We start from the raw sequence: 14,848 nt of genomic DNA, 5'->3' as shown, positions 1-14,848 counted from the left end.
GGTCTCCGCGCCGTGCCTTCGCACCGCGTGGAGACCACCTTGCCGCGATTCCGAAAAACCCGCTCTGACCTGGGGACAACCATACGACTGTGGACAACTCGGCCACCCGGAAGAGGGGTTCGGCAAGCGCCCGTACCAACCGGCCCCGCTACGGCCCCTACAGCGAGGAGTCGCCCGTCGCGATCACGTACTGCTCACGCACCTCCCGGTAGCGCAGCAGCTCCGCGGCCACCGGCTCCAGCACATGCACCTGCCCGCACCCCGCGACGAGCCGCCGCAGCCGCCACTCCTCACGCCGTCCGTGCTCCGCCGCGGGCCCCCGTGCGGCGAACCGGCACCCCCACGCCAGCAGCGAACCGCCCAGCACACCGCCGATGAGCAGCGCCACACCGACCCACTCGGCCACGAGGTTCACTCCGAGCGCCGCGCACAGCACACAGCCCGCACCGGCCAACTGCGCGACGAAGAAGAGCAGTTGGCCCACGAGCGCGAGGTTCCACCAGAAGGGACGCCGCAGCGCCGGCCGGTTCTCCGAGTGCCGCCCCGTCCGCTTCCCCGCTCTCCTTCCGGAACGCCCCGCTCCACCGCCGGGCGCACCGCCCTCGGAGGACAGACCCTCGGACGACAACCCCTCGACCAACAGGCCCTCGGAGCGGACCGCTTCCGGCTCCGCGCCCACGCGCAGCACCGCGTCCAGCGCCTCCGGCAGTCCGGCGGCACCCCGCCAGGCGGCGTCGCGTACGGACCGGCGCCAGGCATCGGGCAGACCGGCCGCCGCCTGCTCGACGACGGTGCGCACCGCGTGCGCCACCGCCGGCCGCGCCACCCGCGGACCGCCGTCGGACGGCGACTCGGCCCCGCCTGCACCCGCGGATGTCCGCCCGGCCACGGGTGCCGCCTCCGCCCCGGACACGGAGCCGAGGCCCGCCGCGCCGTACCCGTCGCCGTCCCCGAAGAGCGCGTCGACCGCCGCCGCGGCGTCACGCGGATCACCGGCGGCCCCACCGTCCCAGTCGTCCGCCTCCTCCGGGGCGCCGGAGCCCGATTCCGCCGCCTCCTTGCGCGAGCGCCGCTCCTCGTACCAGTGCTGAAGCTGCGCCCAGGGAGTACCGCAGGCGCGCTCCGCATGCCGCAGCCAGGCGCGTTCGGCGGCCTGTCCCGCCGCGTGCGCACCCGCCGCGTGCGCCAGCCGTCCGGAGAACGCCTCGCGCACGTCGTCGGTGAGCACCATCGGCCCGTCCGCGGCCGCCACCCGGCCCGGAGTCACATACTCCGGCCGCAGACTCTCCACGACGACGTCCAGGTCGGCGCTCAGCCGCAGCGACGCCGCCCGGCGTTCGGCGACGAACTCGGCCAGCTCCGTGCGGAGTTCCTCGATGCCCTCGCCCACGAGCGCCGACGTCGCCATGACGCGTGCGCCCGGCTCACCGTGCTCGCCAAGCGCCATTCCGTCCTCGTCCAGGAGCCGCCGCAGGTCGTTCAGTACGGCGCCCGTCGCGTCGCCCGGCAGCCGGTCGGTCTGGTTGAGGACGATGAACGTCACCTCGGCGTATCCGGCCAGCGGACGCAGATACCGCTCGTGCAGCACCGCGTCCGCGTACTTCTCCGGGTCGACCACCCAGACCACCGCGTCCACCAGCCGAAGCAGCCGCTCCACCTGCTCGCGATGGCCCTCCGCGGCGGAGTCGTGGTCGGGCAGGTCGATGAGGACGAGGCCCTCCAGCTCGCTGCGCGCGCCCTCGTCGATACGGCCCCTCCAGTCCGACTCCGGGCGCATCAGACGCCGGGTGGACGGGGGGATGCCGAGCCGGTCGAGCAGCCCGTCGGCCGGTCCCGCGCCCGGGACCTCCCAGGAGCAGGCGACCGGCGTCGCGGTCGTCGGCCTGCGCATGCCCGCCTGGGAGAGCCGCGTACCGGCGAGGGCGTTGAACAGCGAGGACTTGCCGCTTCCGGTGGCGCCGGCGATCGCGACCGTCGTGTAGCGGCGGGAGAGCCGCTCGCGGCCGTCGGCGGCGTCCAGTACGCGGTCGGCCTCGGCGAGCACGCTCCTCGGCAGCCGGGTTCTCGACAGGTCGACAAGTCTGCGCAACGCGACCACGCGGCGCCCGAGCGCGCTCTGCTCCCCGAACGCCTCCTTCTCGTACGGCTCCCGCGGATGCGGCGCCGCGGTCCCCGGCCAACCCGTCAGGGCGGACTGGTCCGGCAACTTGCCCCGCAGCGAGGGCCGTCGGCCGTCGGTGGGCCCCTGACCGTGGGCGCCCCGTCCGTCGGCGAGACCGTCGAAAGCGCCGTCCGCGGTGGCGTCGAAGCCGCCGTCGAACGCGCCGTCCGGTCCCTGGGCGCCGGAGTCCGCTCCCCAGAGGCCGGCCGCTCCCGGCCTGCCCTGGCGTCCGCCGGGCGCCGCACCTCGGGCGCGGCGGGCGATCAGTCCGTCGTCCCAGGCCGCCTCGTCGCCCGCGTCAGTGGCGCCACCTGCGGGAGCGGTCTCAGGCGGTCCACCGCCCTCCACGGCGTCTCCGGGCTCACCTGCCGCGCGGGAGTCACCGGCTTCCGCGGCCCTGCGCACCTCGGCTCGTACCTCGGCACGCACCTCGCCGGTCTCGCTGCCGCGGCCGCTCCCCGCGGACGCGGGCGCCGCACCCGCAGCGCCCGAAGCGCCCGAAGCGCCCGAAGCGCCCGTCGCCGCACGATCGGCTTGCTCTGCGTGTTCCTCATCGCACGTACCGTCGGCCCGGACATCCGCTGTGGACATTGCGGTCACCTCTCCGTATGCGACTGCGACTGCGACAACTTCCGTGCGCCCGGCCCCGAAAGGACCGTCTCCTCCGCCTTGCGCAGCACCGACAGCGCGGCGATCAGATCGACCTGCGGGTCGGGCGCCGTCTCCAGCGCGTCCAGGGGCGCCAGGCGCCGGTCGCGCTCCCCGTAGAGCGCCCGCTCGACGTACGTGGCCAGCAGCCTGATCCCGCACTCGCGCAGCCGCCGGGCGCTGGGCTCCCCGAAGGCGGCCGACAGGTTGCGGTAGGCGCCCGCCGCATGGCTGCCGCCCACGAGCGCCGTGGCGAGCATCGCGGCGGCCTCCTCGGCGTCCCGCCCGAACCCGTGGTCCACGGCGCGCGCCTCCTCCTCGGTCAGCTCCTCCAGGCAGCGCCGCCAGCGGCGTACGAGCAAGTTCATGCGGCCGCGTCCGTCCGCGGCGTCCTGGTGGGCCCGACTGCCCTGCCCCGCGCGGCCGGTGGCGATCTCGGCGATCTCCGTGCCGGGTGCGGCTGGGTCGTGGCGCCAGGCTTCGGCCACGCGCTCGTCGGCACCGGCCACGGAGGAGGCGAGGAGCGTGGTCAGCCCGGCCTCGTATGCGTCCAGTACCTCCTCGCCGCGGCTGTCGACGGGGAATCCGCGCCACAGCGCGTGGGCGTCCCCGGCGTGCAGCTCGCCGACGGCGATGTGCCGGCGGACCCGGTGCCGTGCCTCTTCGTAGGCCTCCTCGATGTGGCCGGTCAGCCGCAGCGCGGCGGCGTGCTGGGCGGCCGAGGCGTTGGCGAGAGCCGCGACGCGGGAGCGCAGCGAGGCGAGCGCACCGGCGGCGGTACGGCGCCCGGCCACCGCGCGGGCCGCCGGGTCGAGCGCGCGCTGGGTCAGCCAGTTGCGCAGACCGGCGACGGCGGTCGCCGGCAGGAGCCCGGATCCGCTTGCGGACTCCGGCAGTTCGGGAACCGTGAAGCGCGGCACGTCGGCCAGGCCCTCGCGGATCAGCAGCGAACCGTACTGCCGTGCCACGTCGGACGCGATCTGGTGCGGCACCCGGTCCAGCACCGTGACGAGCGTGACGTCGTACTCCCTGGCCGTGCGCAGCAGATTCCAGGGCACCGCGTCCGCGTAGCGTGCCGCCGTGGTGACCAGCACCCAGATGTCGGCGGCGCAGAGGAGTTCGGCGGCGAGGTCGCGGTTGGAGGCGACGAGGGAGTCGATGTCGGGTGCGTCGAGCAGGGCCAGTCCCGGTGAGAGCGCGGTGTCGGTCTCGATGCGCAGTGCGGGCTCGGTCTCCTCCTCGTCGTGGCCGTCGCCGAGCAACTCCTCCGGGGCGCATCCCCGTACGCCGTCGTCGGGTGCGCGTACGAGCGGTTCCTGACGGGGCATCCACACCCGGCCCAGGCGCGGCAGTACGCGGTCGCCCGCGAACCAGGGCTCGTCCTCGGGGTGGCAGACGAGCACGGGGGTGCGGGTCGTGGGGCGCAGCACACCGGCCTCGCTCACCCTGCGCCCCACAAGGGAGTTGACGAGTGTCGACTTCCCCGCGCCGGTCGAGCCGCCGACCACGGCGAGCAGCGGCGCCTTCGGCGCGCGCAGCCGCGGCATTAGGTAGTCGTCGAGCTGGGCGAGGAGTTCGTCGCGCGAGCGGCGGGCCCGGTCGGCCCCGGGGAGCGGCAACGGAAAGCGTGCGGCGGCGACGCCTTCGCGGAGCGCCGAGAGCGCGTCTAGCAGTTCGGGCCGTACGTTCAAGATCGCCACATGCGCAGAATGCCCAAATTCAGCCGTATTTTGAAGCGTATCCACGGCTCTGCGGGGCGAAAACAATCGGTTTCAGGCTGCAATAGAGCCATTCGCACCATGTGACCCACAGGTCGAGCCCGTCCCCGTCGGCGCAGCCATAACGACTGAGCAACACCCGCTCGGCTCGTGGCGAAAACCACTGCACGAATCGCACCAGCCTGCGATTATCAGGAGCGCTTCACTGAACCTCCACATGGTGTCGCGGACGTGAAGCACGCAGCGCCAGCCACGGGGACCCCTATCCTTGACCGCGCCACGGTCACCCGGAGGCACGCCCACTCCTCCGCGACCGAGACCGGCCCCCGTAGCTCAGTGGATAGAGCAGGCGCCTTCTAAGCGCTTGGCCGCAGGTTCGAGTCCTGCCGGGGGCGCACGCGAACGCCGTTCTCTACGCACGTAGAGGGCGGCGTTCTCGCTGTTCAGGTACGGGAAGGGAGCATCCGGAGTGAACCGGATCCGATGGCTCCTCGGACGGAGACGTCCGGTCGCCCCCGGCTGAAACCGGGTGTCTACGGTTGATCACCCCATATGCGTCCCACAGCATCTCGGGCGAAGACGCAGGTCGGGCGTCCGTGAGGTGCCTCGGCCAAGCTGAGGTCGGCGAAGACGACGACCGCGTCGCTCTCCGGCTGTGCCCGGTCGTCTCGCGGAGCGGACGATCACAGTGCCGTGCGCGGTGTGCGGCGTCTCGCGTCTCGTTCGTCGCTGAGGATCAGCACCTGGTCGTCAACGGCAGCCTGCCGAGCCGTGCGGCAGCTCGGGCGGCACAGCCGTGTACTCGCGCAGCCGTCGGGAGAGCCGGTACTCGGGCATTGCGCGAGAGCCCCCTCGGCGGGCGTCCGGGGCGAGTGATGATCTGTACGGGTCTGGTGATCACGCGCGGCGCTCGGTGCGGCCAGCGGTGCCGGAGTGCTGACGCCGGACACCCGCGGAGGTGGTCCCCTTCTTGAGGAACCCGGTGTCATCCACGATCAGCACCCCATCACGGCAACCAAGCCGGTCAGCGACGTGGCGTTGCAGGTCATCGCGGACCGCGTCGGCATCCCAGGCCGCGCCGTTCAGCAGGTGCCGGAACCCGGCCGGACCGCGACGACCTGCCCACTCGGCGAGTTGCCGGCCGTTCTTGCGCTCCACACGACCCGGCAGCCCGCGCACGTACTCCCGCATCCGCCACCGCAGATCCGCCCGCGAGAACCGGCCCGCAACCCGCGCGAACTCCGTCTCCAACTCCGCAGCCCACACACCGACTTCATCCCCCCAACCATGCCCGACGCAACGAAAACAGCCAGCTCAGGACACGAACTCTCACTGGAGTACCGGCTCTGTGGTTCACACGACGTGTGCGCGGTACTGCCGGCACACCGCGGTGAGAACCTCCTCGCCCGGCCGGTCCCAGAGCTGCGCATTGAAGATCTCGACTTCGGTGAGTCCGCGGTAACCCGCGTCGTAAACCGCATGCTGGAGGGCTCGCAGGTCGATGCAGCCGTGACCGATCATGCCGCGTCCGGTCAGGACGCCTTCTGGCAGCGGTGTGACCCAGTCGCAGACCTGAAAGCCCGCGATGCGGGGCCCGAGGAGAGAGAGTTCGTCGAACAGTTCTGGGTCCCACCACACGTGATACGCGTCGACGAGTACACCGACCTGGCAGGCCGGGAAGTGCTCAGCGAGCAGCCGGGCCTGGCGCAGCGAGGTGATGACGCTTCGGTCGGAGCAGTACATGGGGTGCATCGGTTCGACAGCGAGCGTCACGCCGTGATCGCCCGCGTGCGGGGCGAGTTCTGCGATTGCGTCGGCGACCATGTGCCGCGCTCCAGCCAGATCCCGGCTGCCCGGCGGCAGCCCGCCGCAGACCAGAGCGAGGGTGCGGGCACCGAGTCGGGCTGCCTCTTCGATGGCCCGGCGGTTGTCGTCGATCCGTGCGCGGCGGGCGGTCTCCTCCGACGCGGGGAAGAACCCGCCCCGGCAGAGACTCGTCACTTCAAGTCCCGTCGAGCGCACCAGGCTTGCCACCTCGTCGATCCCCGTTCGCTGAACGGGTTCGCGCCACAGGCCCACGCCGCCGAGCCCCAGTCGCGCTGCGGCATCGATGAGTTGGGGCAGCGGCCATCGCTTGGCCGTCTGGGAATTGAATGAGAAATGGCTCAGATCGCTCACGAGACCACCCCGTAGATCTGGAGGAGAGTCCGCATGCGAGCAACCGCCAGGTCGGGGTCGCTCAGCACTCCGGCTTGATCGGCGAGGCGGAAGAGTTCGGACAAGTGCGTAAGTGATCGCCCGCTCTGAGCGCCGTCGACCATCGTGAAGTGGTCCTGGTGGCCATTGAGCCACGCCAGAAAGACCACGCCGCACTTGTAGCGGAACGTGGGAGCTGCGAACAGATGCCGCCCCAGTGGGACGGTCCGGTCCATCGCCTCGCGGTAGGCGTCCGTATCGCCGGCGTCCAGCGCCTGAAGTGCGTGCGAGGCGGCCGGCGCGATGGCGGCGAAAACGCCGAGCAGGGCGTCGCTGTATCCCTCTTCATCACCGCGGATCAGGTCGCTGTAGTTGAAGTCGTCGCCCGTGTAGAGACGGACTCCCGCCGGCAGGCGACGGCGCAGCGCGCGCTCACGGTCAGCGTCCAGGATGGAGAGCTTGATGCCGTCGATGCGGGATGCGTGCGTGTGCAGCAGCGAGATGACCGTGTCGGCCGCGGAGTCGAGGTCCGCTGCTCCCCAGTAGGCCTCCAGCTGCGGATCGAACATCTCTCCCAGCCAGTGGAGGATCACGGGCTGGGAAGCCTGGCCGAGGACCTTGTCGTAGACGGCGAGATAGTCCTCGCGGCCCCTTGCGGCGCGGGCGAGGGCGCGGCTGGCCATCATCACCGGTACCGCGCCGGCGTCCTCGGCGACGGAGAGCTGATCGAGGTAGGCGCCGGCGACTTGATCGAGCGTCGGCGTCTGCTGCACGAGCTGGTCGGTGCTGACTCCAGCGACGATGCGACCGCCGACGGTACGGGCCTCAGTTGCGGAACGGCGTATCAGCTCGGCGGCCGTGGCCCAGTCCAGTCCCATCCCGCGCTGGGCGGTGTCCATGGCCTCGGCTACGCCGAAGCCCCACCGCCACAACTCGTGCCGGAACGCCAACGTCCGCTCCCAGTCCAGTACGGCCCGCGACCCGGGAGTGTTCTCGGCAAGCGGGTCGGCGACCACGTGGGCCGCCGCGTAGGCGACGCGGCTGCGAAGCGGGGAACGCGGCGGAGTGAACGGGCCGGGCGACCCGACGCTGTGGGAATCGATCCGCCCACCTGGGACCGGGAGTTGAAGTACGTGTGTGGTCACTGACGCTCCGGCAGATAAGAGGGAAATGAGGAGGGGCTGGGTTCCGTACCTTGAACGGCCGCTGCCATCAGGGGCGCACCAGGATCTTCACCTGGTCTCCGGTGCCGTTGAGCAGGGTCTGGAAGCCTTCGGCCACTAGGTCTTCCAGGTCGATGCGCTTGGTGATGAACTGCTCGACCGGCAGCTTGCCCTCACGCAGGAGATCGATGACCGGTTGGTGGTCTCCGGCGTAGCAAACAGTGCCCACGAGCTGAACTTCCTTGAGCACCAGGGGAAGCATGTCGAGCGTCGCCGGGTGCGCCCGGATGGCGACGTTGACGACCGTGCCGCGGGCCTTGACCGCGCTGATGCAGCCCGCGAGCACCGAGTCGGCGCCGGCGCATTCGAAAGCCACCTCGACTCCCCCGCCTCCCGTCGATTCCCGGATGCGTTCGTCCACGTCCTCGCCGCCGGGGTCGACGACGAGATCCGCGCCTGCGTCGCGAGCCAGTTGCCGGCGGGCTGCGGACGGCTCCACCACGCTGATGTGACCGGCGCCCGTGGCCTTCAGGACGGTGACGATGAGCAATCCGATCGGTCCCGCTCCGAAGACCGCCGCGCGTGCGCCCGGTGCGCATTCCGCCCTGCCCACCGCGTGGTACGCGACGGCCAACGGCTCGATCAGTGCGCCGACTTCGGCGGGCATATCGCCGATGGGGAAGACGAGGTCACGCTCGACGACGATGTACTCGGCCAGCCCTCCGCCGCCGCCTGCCAGTCCGATCGTCGCCGCTTGCCGGCAGCTGTTGTGGTGACCGGCCAGACACGGCGGACAGGTGCGGCACACGATCCTGGGTTCGACGACGACGCGCTCGCCCAGGCTGAGGTCGTCCACCCAAGCGCCCACGTCGGCGACCGTCCCGGCGAATTCGTGTCCCAGGACGACCGGCGACGACTCCCCGGTCATCGGATGGGGCTCACCCGGTGGCGGGCAGAAGACCGGCCCGTCCAGGTACTCGTGCAGATCCGTTCCGCAGATGCCGCACCACTCGACCCGGATCTTCACAGTGCCCGGCAGTACGGACGGTTCCGGGATGTCCTCGATGCGTATGTCTCCCTGCCGGTGGAACCGGGCAGCCCTCATGCCGCTCTCCTGTCTCGTTCCGTTCCGATGGGTTTTCCGCGTGCACGACGGGTGCGGGCCCTGCTAGGGGGTGGGGGCGTCCTCCCGGAGCAGCCCCGCGGCAGCCAGGTCGCTCCACAAGGCGTCCGGGATCTCGGACTCGAACAGCACAGCGCTGTTGTTCTGCTGCTCCGGGCTCCGTGATCCGATGCAGACGCTCGTGACAGCCGGGTGGGCCGCGGCGAACTGGAGGGCCGCGGCGGGCAGCGGCACGTCGTGCTCCCGGCAGACGGCGTGGATCCGCTCCGTCCGTTCGCGCATCTCCCGGGGAGCGGGCCCGTAGTTGAACTTCGCCCCCTCCACCGCCCCGGTGGCCAGGATGCCGCTGTTGTAGACCCCGCCGAGGATCACTCCGACCTCCCTGCTCTCGCAAAGGGGCAGGAGTTCATCGAGCGGGTCCTGTTCCAGCAACGTGTACCTGCCGGCGAGCAGCATGCAGTCCGCATCCGTCTGCCGGAGGGCCTCCAGGCAGATGTCCGCCTCGTTGACGCCGAAGCCGATCGCGGACACGACCTTCTCCTCACGGAGCTTCACCAGTGCGCGGAAGCCGTCGTCGACCGCCTGCCGGAACATCTCGGGCTGGGCGTCGCCGTGGGTGTAGCGGTCGACGTCGTGCATCAGCAGGACGTCGACGTGGTCGGTAAGCATGCGGTGCAGACTCTCCTCGACGGAACGCATGACGCCGTCGTAGGAGTAGTCGTAGGAGGCGCTGAACGGCGCCGGTTGGACCCAGAGGCCGGAGTCGAACGTGCCCGGCTTCGCCGGCTTGAGCCGCCGGCCCACCTTGGTGGAGACGACGTAGTGCTCACGCTCGTAGCCGCGCAGCGCGTGGCCCAGACGGTGCTCACTGAGCCCGTGCCCGTACAGCGGCGCGGTGTCGAAGTAGCGCATCCCGAGATCCCACGCCTGCGACACCATGTCCGTCGCCGAGGAGTCGCTGAACGGGCGGAGGAAATTGCCGATCGGGGCGGCGCCGAAGGACATGGCGGTACAGCGCACGGCGGTTCGTCCCAGTCGGCGGAAGTCGTGAACCTGCATGTGGCGCGCTCCTTCTTCGTGGTCGGACGGTGGTCGTCTCGCGTCGGAGGGCGGCCGGCATGTGGGCTGACCGCCTCGGCTGCCGTTCACGCGACCGCGACTCCTCGCCGCCGCTGGACGGTCACGGCGATCGCCAGGATCACGATGCCGCCGTAGAGGATCGGCTGGAACGCTGCGTCGACGCCGATGAGGTCAAGGCCGACGCGCAGCAGCGCGATGACCAATGCGCCGCACACGGTGCGTCCCACTCCGCCCACTCCCCCGGAGAGGGCTGTGCCGCCGACGATGACGGCCGCGAGCGCGGGAAGCAGCAGCGAATCGGAGGTGGTGGCCCCCGCCGACTGGAGGCGGGCGACCTGAAGTACCGCTGCCAGGCCCGAGAGGCCTCCTGAGGCCGCGAACATGGTCACGACGACGCGCTGAGTGCGGATGCCGCTGTAGGCCGCGGCCCGCTCGTTGAGCCCGACGGCCCGGACGCGGCGCCCGATCGTCAGCGACCGCATGGCGGCCATCAGCATGAGCGCCACCAGCAGCACCAGTGCATAGGAGATCGGGAATCCGAAGATCCTCAAGAAGATCCAGTCGATGCTGCCGGAACCGTGTGTCACCAGGATCGAGTCGGCTCGGGACACGGACAGTGAGAGCCCTGCGAACACACCCAGGAATCCCAGGGTGATGATGAACGACGGCACCTGGGTGCTGACGTGGACGGTCCCGATCAGCAGCCCGCATGCCATCGCGCCCAGTACGGCGACCGGCACGGCGACCGGACCCCAGGAACCGAGGCCCTGCGCGAGGACCACCCCTGCGAGGCTTGCCAGTCCCGCGTTCGACAGATCGATGCGCCCGGTGAGGACGACCAGAGCCTGACCGATCGCGAGCAGAGCCAACGGGGCGGCCTGCTCCAGCAATGAGGCCAGGCTCTGCAACTGGAAGAACGAAGGGTCGTAGCTTCCGACGACGACGAGCAGCACGAGTACGAGGAGCGGCGCGGCGCCGGCTTCGTGAAGGCGAGGCAGCCGTGAACGCCTGGTCGGCCTCTTCTCCGTCCGGGGTTTCGGTGGTGCCGTTGTGCCGGTGGCCATGTCAGACCATCCTTTCGAGGACGTCGGTGCTCGGGGGACGGGCGCCGACGCCGGAATTGAACTCACCTGTGATGCGGCCGTCCTTCATGGTCAGCACGCGGTGGCTCATCGTGATGCCCTCATCGAGGGTGTCGGCGAGCAGCAGGACCGCCAGGCCCCGCTCGGCGAGCCCGCGCACCAGGGCGTACACGTCGGACTTGGCCCCGACATCGAGCCCTCGGGTCGGTGTGTCCAGTACCAGGAGCCGCAGGTCCGGGTCCAGGAGCCACTTGGCCAGCACGACCTTCTGCTGGTTTCCGCCGGAGAGGTCACGAAGGGGGGTTCGGGGAGACGGCGTCTGCACCCGCAGGTCGTCGATCCACCGTGTGACCGTTGCTCGTTCACGGTCCCGGTCCAGGAGCGGGCCCCTGCTGACCTGGCCGGGATGCGCGAGTGTGAGGTTCTCGCGGACGGTCATACCGAGCACCGCTCCGTCGGTCTTCCGCTCGGACGGGACGTAACCGATCCCCGCATGCACGGCGCGCGCCGGTGTTCGGGACCCGAGGCGCTCCCCGTCCAGGGTGATGCTGCCCGACCTCGTCGGAACGGCGCCGAAGATCGCCCGGGCGACGTCTTCCCGTCCGCTCTCCTGAACACCCATGAGGCTCACGACCTCACCGCGTGCGATGGTGAACGAGACGTCCTGGAAGGTCTTGGCGGTGAGGTCGCGCACCACGAGCCGGTCCTCGGGCAGCGGAGGCTTCTGGCGGGATTCGTGGTAGTAGCCGGCGCTCAGGTCCTGGCCGACCATCATCGAGAAGAGGCGGTCGGTGGTGGTCTCCGCCGGCCGGCACTCGCCGACCACCTCGCCGTCCCGCATGACGTAGACGCGGTCGCAGATCTCCAGGACTTCCTCGATGCGGTGGGAGACGAACACGACGCTGGCGCGCTTGCGCAGTTCGCGGACGATGGAGAAGAGCGACTCGATTTCGGACTGCTCCAGCACCGATGTCGGCTCGTCGAGCAGGATGACCGGTTCACCGTCGCCCCGCTCGCCGGAGGCAAGTGCCTTGGCGACTTCGACCAGTTGCCGCTTGGCGAAGGACAGCCGGCTGGTCGGGGTGGAGGCTTGCAGCGAACCACCGACGAGGTCCAGATACCTCTGGGCCCGGCGGTTGAGGTCTCCCCAGCGGTAGAGCCCGAAGCGAAGTGAGGGGCGTTCGTTGCCGAGCAGGACGTTCTCGGCGACGCTGATGTTCTCCAGCAGCGACTGCTCCTGGAAGACCATCGCGACACCGTGGCGGTTCGCGTCGGCGACGCCCTGGAAGCTGACCTCGCAGCCCCCCATCAGCAACTCTCCCGAGTCGGGCCGCTGGAGGCCGCCGAGGATCTTCAGCAGGGTGGACTTCCCGGCGCCGTTCTCCCCGATCAGTCCCAGAACTTCGTGCTGCCGGATCTCCACATCGACATTCCTGAGCGCATGTACTCCGGGGAACGACTTCTCCGCCCGGCGAAGCTCCATGACCGGCGTGGCCGTCATTTGATCACCCGCAGACGCTGCCGGGCCCGCCACATGGTGGCGACGGCCGCGGTCACGACGATGGCCCCCTGGACGGCTTGCTGCACATAGGGGCTGATGCCGGCCAGAACCATGGCGTTGGCGATGGCGACCATCACGATCACTCCGATCACCGAGTGCAGAACTCCGCCGCGGCCACCGGTGAGGAACGTGCCTCCCAGTACCACTCCGGCGATGGACGTGAACAACAGGCCGTTGCCGATGCTGACTTCGCCCACTCCCGACCGGGCGGTCGCCGCCACCGCTGCCAGTCCTGTGGCGGCACCGGCGAGGACGAAGGAAGCAGCCCGGTACCGGCGCACCGGTATGCCGGAGAGCAGCGCCGTCTCTTCGCTGCCGCCGATGACGTACGCGTAGCGGCCGAAGCGCGTGTAGCGCTGCACCACCAGGCCGAAGACCACCACCAGCGCCGCGATCCAGACGATGCCGGGCAGACCGAGCATCTTGTCGACCGCCAGCCCGCGGAAGCGCGGGTCCGTCACCCGTGGTGGCGCCGATCCGAACAGCAGCTGTGCGACGCCGAGGCCGATCTGCCACGTCCCGATCGTGACGATGAAGGACGGAACGCGCAGCAACGCCACGGACGTTCCGGCGAGCAGGCCGATCAGGGCCCCCACCGCGCATCCGGCAGGGATGACCCAGAGGCCGATGTCCATGCCGTTGCGGTCGTTGGCGACCAGGAGGGCCGTGCTCAACGACACGGCCGCCAGGGTCCCTTCGAGTGAGAGGTCGATGCCTCCCATCAGGATGACGAAGGTCAGACCGACGGCCAGCACGACGGGCACGGCGCTCTGCTCGGCCAGCGCGCCCAGATTCCTCGGAGAGAGGAAGGACGGGTTGACGAAGGCCATCACGCCGGTGATGAGCGCGAGAACGCCCAGTACCGGAGCGGGTACGTTGTGCGACCTGAGCGTGGCGCGGGCAGGCGAGGGCTCGACGGGGGCACTCGATTCGGGGCTTTGACGGTCCTGCTTGTCTACCGGGGCCAGCGACGCACTCATCGGATGGGCCCGCCCTGTTGCGACCACAGATCCTTGAAGTGGAACCGCGAGGTGTCGGTGGCAGGCGGCACGGAGGAGGCGTTGGCCCGCGTGATGATCGGCTTCGGCTTGAGGTAGAACGAGCGCCGCTCGCGCGACTCCTTCGCGGGGTTGATCTTTCCGGTGGCAGCCGCGAATCCGATCGACAGCCCGAACCCGCCCTGGGGCACCGCGGAGGACTGGGTCGTGGCGACGTAACCGGTCGACGGGTCCTGCACCTTGTGCACCGTCTCGGCAAGCCCGTCGACGGATGCGATCTCGACCTGCCCTTCCCTGCCGGCGTTCTTGACCGCTCCCAGTGCGCCCAGGCCCATGGAGTCGCTTGCGGCCCAGACACCGTCGATCTTCTTGCCGTACTTCGTCAGATAGTTCTGGGTGACGTTCTGCCCCTTGGTGCGGTCCCATTCCGCGGTCTGACTCGACAGCAGCTTGATGCCGGGGTATTCCTTCAGCGCCTTCTTCAGTCCCTTGTAGCGCTCCTTGGCGGGCGGATTGTCGAGGATTCCCTGTAGAGCGACGATCGAGCCCTTGCCCCCCATCGACTTGAACAGGGCCTTCGCGGTCTCGTAGCCCTGCGGGACACCGTCCACGGACATATGGGCGACCCAGTGCGGCGAGCTGCGCTCCGGGGACAGTCCTGCGGGCCGGTTCCACTGGGTGACCAGCCACGCCCCGGACTTGTCGACGGCCTTGACGATCGCCGGGAGAACCGAGGACTCATTGGGGTCGACGTTCAGTACGACGCACTTACCGCCCTTGGCCAGAATCGACTGGATCTGGCTCAGCTGCTTCGAGGAGTCGCCGTCGCTGGCAATCCACTGGTACTTGCGCTTCAGGCCCTGCGACTTGGCGAAGGCCCGGGCCCCGGCGTCGACCGCGACGTAGTACTCGTTGCTCAGTCCGCGTCCCGACTGAACCAGCGTGACCTCGGACGGCTTGCACTTACCTGAATCGGACGAGGCCGATCCGTCGTCCACGGCCTTGCAGGCGGTGAGCGAGGCAGCGAGGGTTATGAGGGTCACCGGCACCGCGGCGACCGTGAATCGGGGATATGGCATGGCACGTCCTCCTGTTGGTACGAGCCGCGCGGGTCGGCG

General features: G+C 70.1%; 10 protein-coding genes, 1 tRNA gene and 1 pseudogene. 1 reads left to right on the top strand and 11 read right to left on the bottom strand.

From position 1 onward, the window contains the following. Positions 1–157: 157 nt before the first annotated feature. Positions 158–2,752: a GTPase gene (locus tag HCC61_RS01735; protein WP_169133405.1), complete on the bottom strand. Its 2,595-nt coding sequence runs from the start codon at positions 2,750–2,752 to the stop codon at positions 158–160. Positions 2,753–2,757: 5 nt separating this feature from the next. Then, positions 2,758–4,509: a dynamin family protein gene (locus HCC61_RS01730; protein ID WP_169133404.1), complete on the bottom strand. Its 1,752-nt coding sequence runs from the start codon at positions 4,507–4,509 to the stop codon at positions 2,758–2,760. 340 nt (positions 4,510–4,849) lie between these two features. On the opposite strand from HCC61_RS01730, the gene HCC61_RS01725 reads away from it, so the two are divergent. Further along, positions 4,850–4,922, top strand: a tRNA-Arg gene (locus tag HCC61_RS01725). A 514-nt stretch (positions 4,923–5,436) separates the two neighbouring features. Here the strand turns inward: HCC61_RS01725 and HCC61_RS01720 are convergent. The 9 genes and pseudogenes from HCC61_RS01720 to HCC61_RS01680 form a co-directional block, all read right to left on the bottom strand. Beyond that, positions 5,437–5,793, bottom strand: a pseudogene (locus HCC61_RS01720) (transposase); the annotation flags it as partial. 87 nt (positions 5,794–5,880) lie between these two features. Next, a complete protein-coding gene (locus HCC61_RS01715) occupies positions 5,881–6,705 on the bottom strand; it encodes a sugar phosphate isomerase/epimerase (protein ID WP_346776974.1) in 825 nt (274 codons plus the stop codon). Continuing rightward, positions 6,702–7,826: a dihydrodipicolinate synthase family protein gene (locus HCC61_RS01710; RefSeq protein ID WP_346777013.1), complete on the bottom strand. Its 1,125-nt coding sequence runs from the start codon at positions 7,824–7,826 to the stop codon at positions 6,702–6,704. Before HCC61_RS01710 ends, HCC61_RS01715 begins: the two co-directional genes overlap by 4 nt. Before the next feature lie 109 nt (positions 7,827–7,935). Further along, a complete protein-coding gene (locus HCC61_RS01705; RefSeq protein ID WP_169133402.1) occupies positions 7,936–8,991 on the bottom strand; it encodes a 2,3-butanediol dehydrogenase in 1,056 nt (351 codons plus the stop codon). A 63-nt stretch (positions 8,992–9,054) separates the two neighbouring features. Beyond that, positions 9,055–10,068, bottom strand: a complete 1,014-nt coding sequence (locus HCC61_RS01700) for an aldo/keto reductase (RefSeq protein ID WP_169133401.1) — start codon at positions 10,066–10,068, stop codon at positions 9,055–9,057. An 86-nt stretch (positions 10,069–10,154) separates the two neighbouring features. After that, positions 10,155–11,153, bottom strand: coding sequence for an ABC transporter permease (locus HCC61_RS01695; RefSeq protein WP_169133400.1), 999 nt, complete (start codon positions 11,151–11,153; stop codon positions 10,155–10,157). Between the two features lies 1 nt (position 11,154). Next, the gene (locus HCC61_RS01690; protein ID WP_169133399.1) at positions 11,155–12,672 is read right to left on the bottom strand and encodes a sugar ABC transporter ATP-binding protein; all 1,518 of its coding nucleotides are present in this window, start codon (positions 12,670–12,672) and stop codon (positions 11,155–11,157) included. Continuing rightward, entirely contained in the window at positions 12,669–13,712 is a 1,044-nt protein-coding gene (locus tag HCC61_RS01685; RefSeq protein WP_169133398.1) for an ABC transporter permease, read from the bottom strand. The genes HCC61_RS01690 and HCC61_RS01685 overlap by 4 nt, the downstream gene beginning before the upstream one ends. Continuing rightward, positions 13,709–14,809, bottom strand: coding sequence for a sugar ABC transporter substrate-binding protein (locus HCC61_RS01680; protein ID WP_169133397.1), 1,101 nt, complete (start codon positions 14,807–14,809; stop codon positions 13,709–13,711). Before HCC61_RS01680 ends, HCC61_RS01685 begins: the two co-directional genes overlap by 4 nt. Positions 14,810–14,848 lie beyond the last annotated feature (39 nt).

Origin of the sequence: Streptomyces sp. HNM0575, assembly GCF_012726265.1 — a bacterium.
Lineage (GTDB): Bacteria > Actinomycetota > Actinomycetes > Streptomycetales > Streptomycetaceae > Streptomyces.
The sequence above is the reverse complement of the archived record's forward strand: the minus strand, read 5'-3'. Positions and strand labels throughout refer to the sequence as shown.

Excerpts from the sequence above, each read along its gene's own strand:
- HCC61_RS01735 (WP_169133405.1), bottom strand. The coding sequence starts at position 2,752 with ATGTCCACAGCGGATGTCCGGGCCGACGGTACGTGCGATGAGGAACAC.
- HCC61_RS01705 (WP_169133402.1), bottom strand. The coding sequence starts at position 8,991 with ATGAGGGCTGCCCGGTTCCACCGGCAGGGAGACATACGCATCGAGGAC.
- HCC61_RS01700 (WP_169133401.1), bottom strand. The coding sequence starts at position 10,068 with ATGCAGGTTCACGACTTCCGCCGACTGGGACGAACCGCCGTGCGCTGT.
- HCC61_RS01695 (WP_169133400.1), bottom strand. The coding sequence starts at position 11,153 with ATGGCCACCGGCACAACGGCACCACCGAAACCCCGGACGGAGAAGAGG.
- HCC61_RS01690 (WP_169133399.1), bottom strand. The coding sequence starts at position 12,672 with ATGACGGCCACGCCGGTCATGGAGCTTCGCCGGGCGGAGAAGTCGTTC.
- HCC61_RS01685 (WP_169133398.1), bottom strand. The coding sequence starts at position 13,712 with ATGAGTGCGTCGCTGGCCCCGGTAGACAAGCAGGACCGTCAAAGCCCC.
- HCC61_RS01680 (WP_169133397.1), bottom strand. The coding sequence starts at position 14,809 with ATGCCATATCCCCGATTCACGGTCGCCGCGGTGCCGGTGACCCTCATA.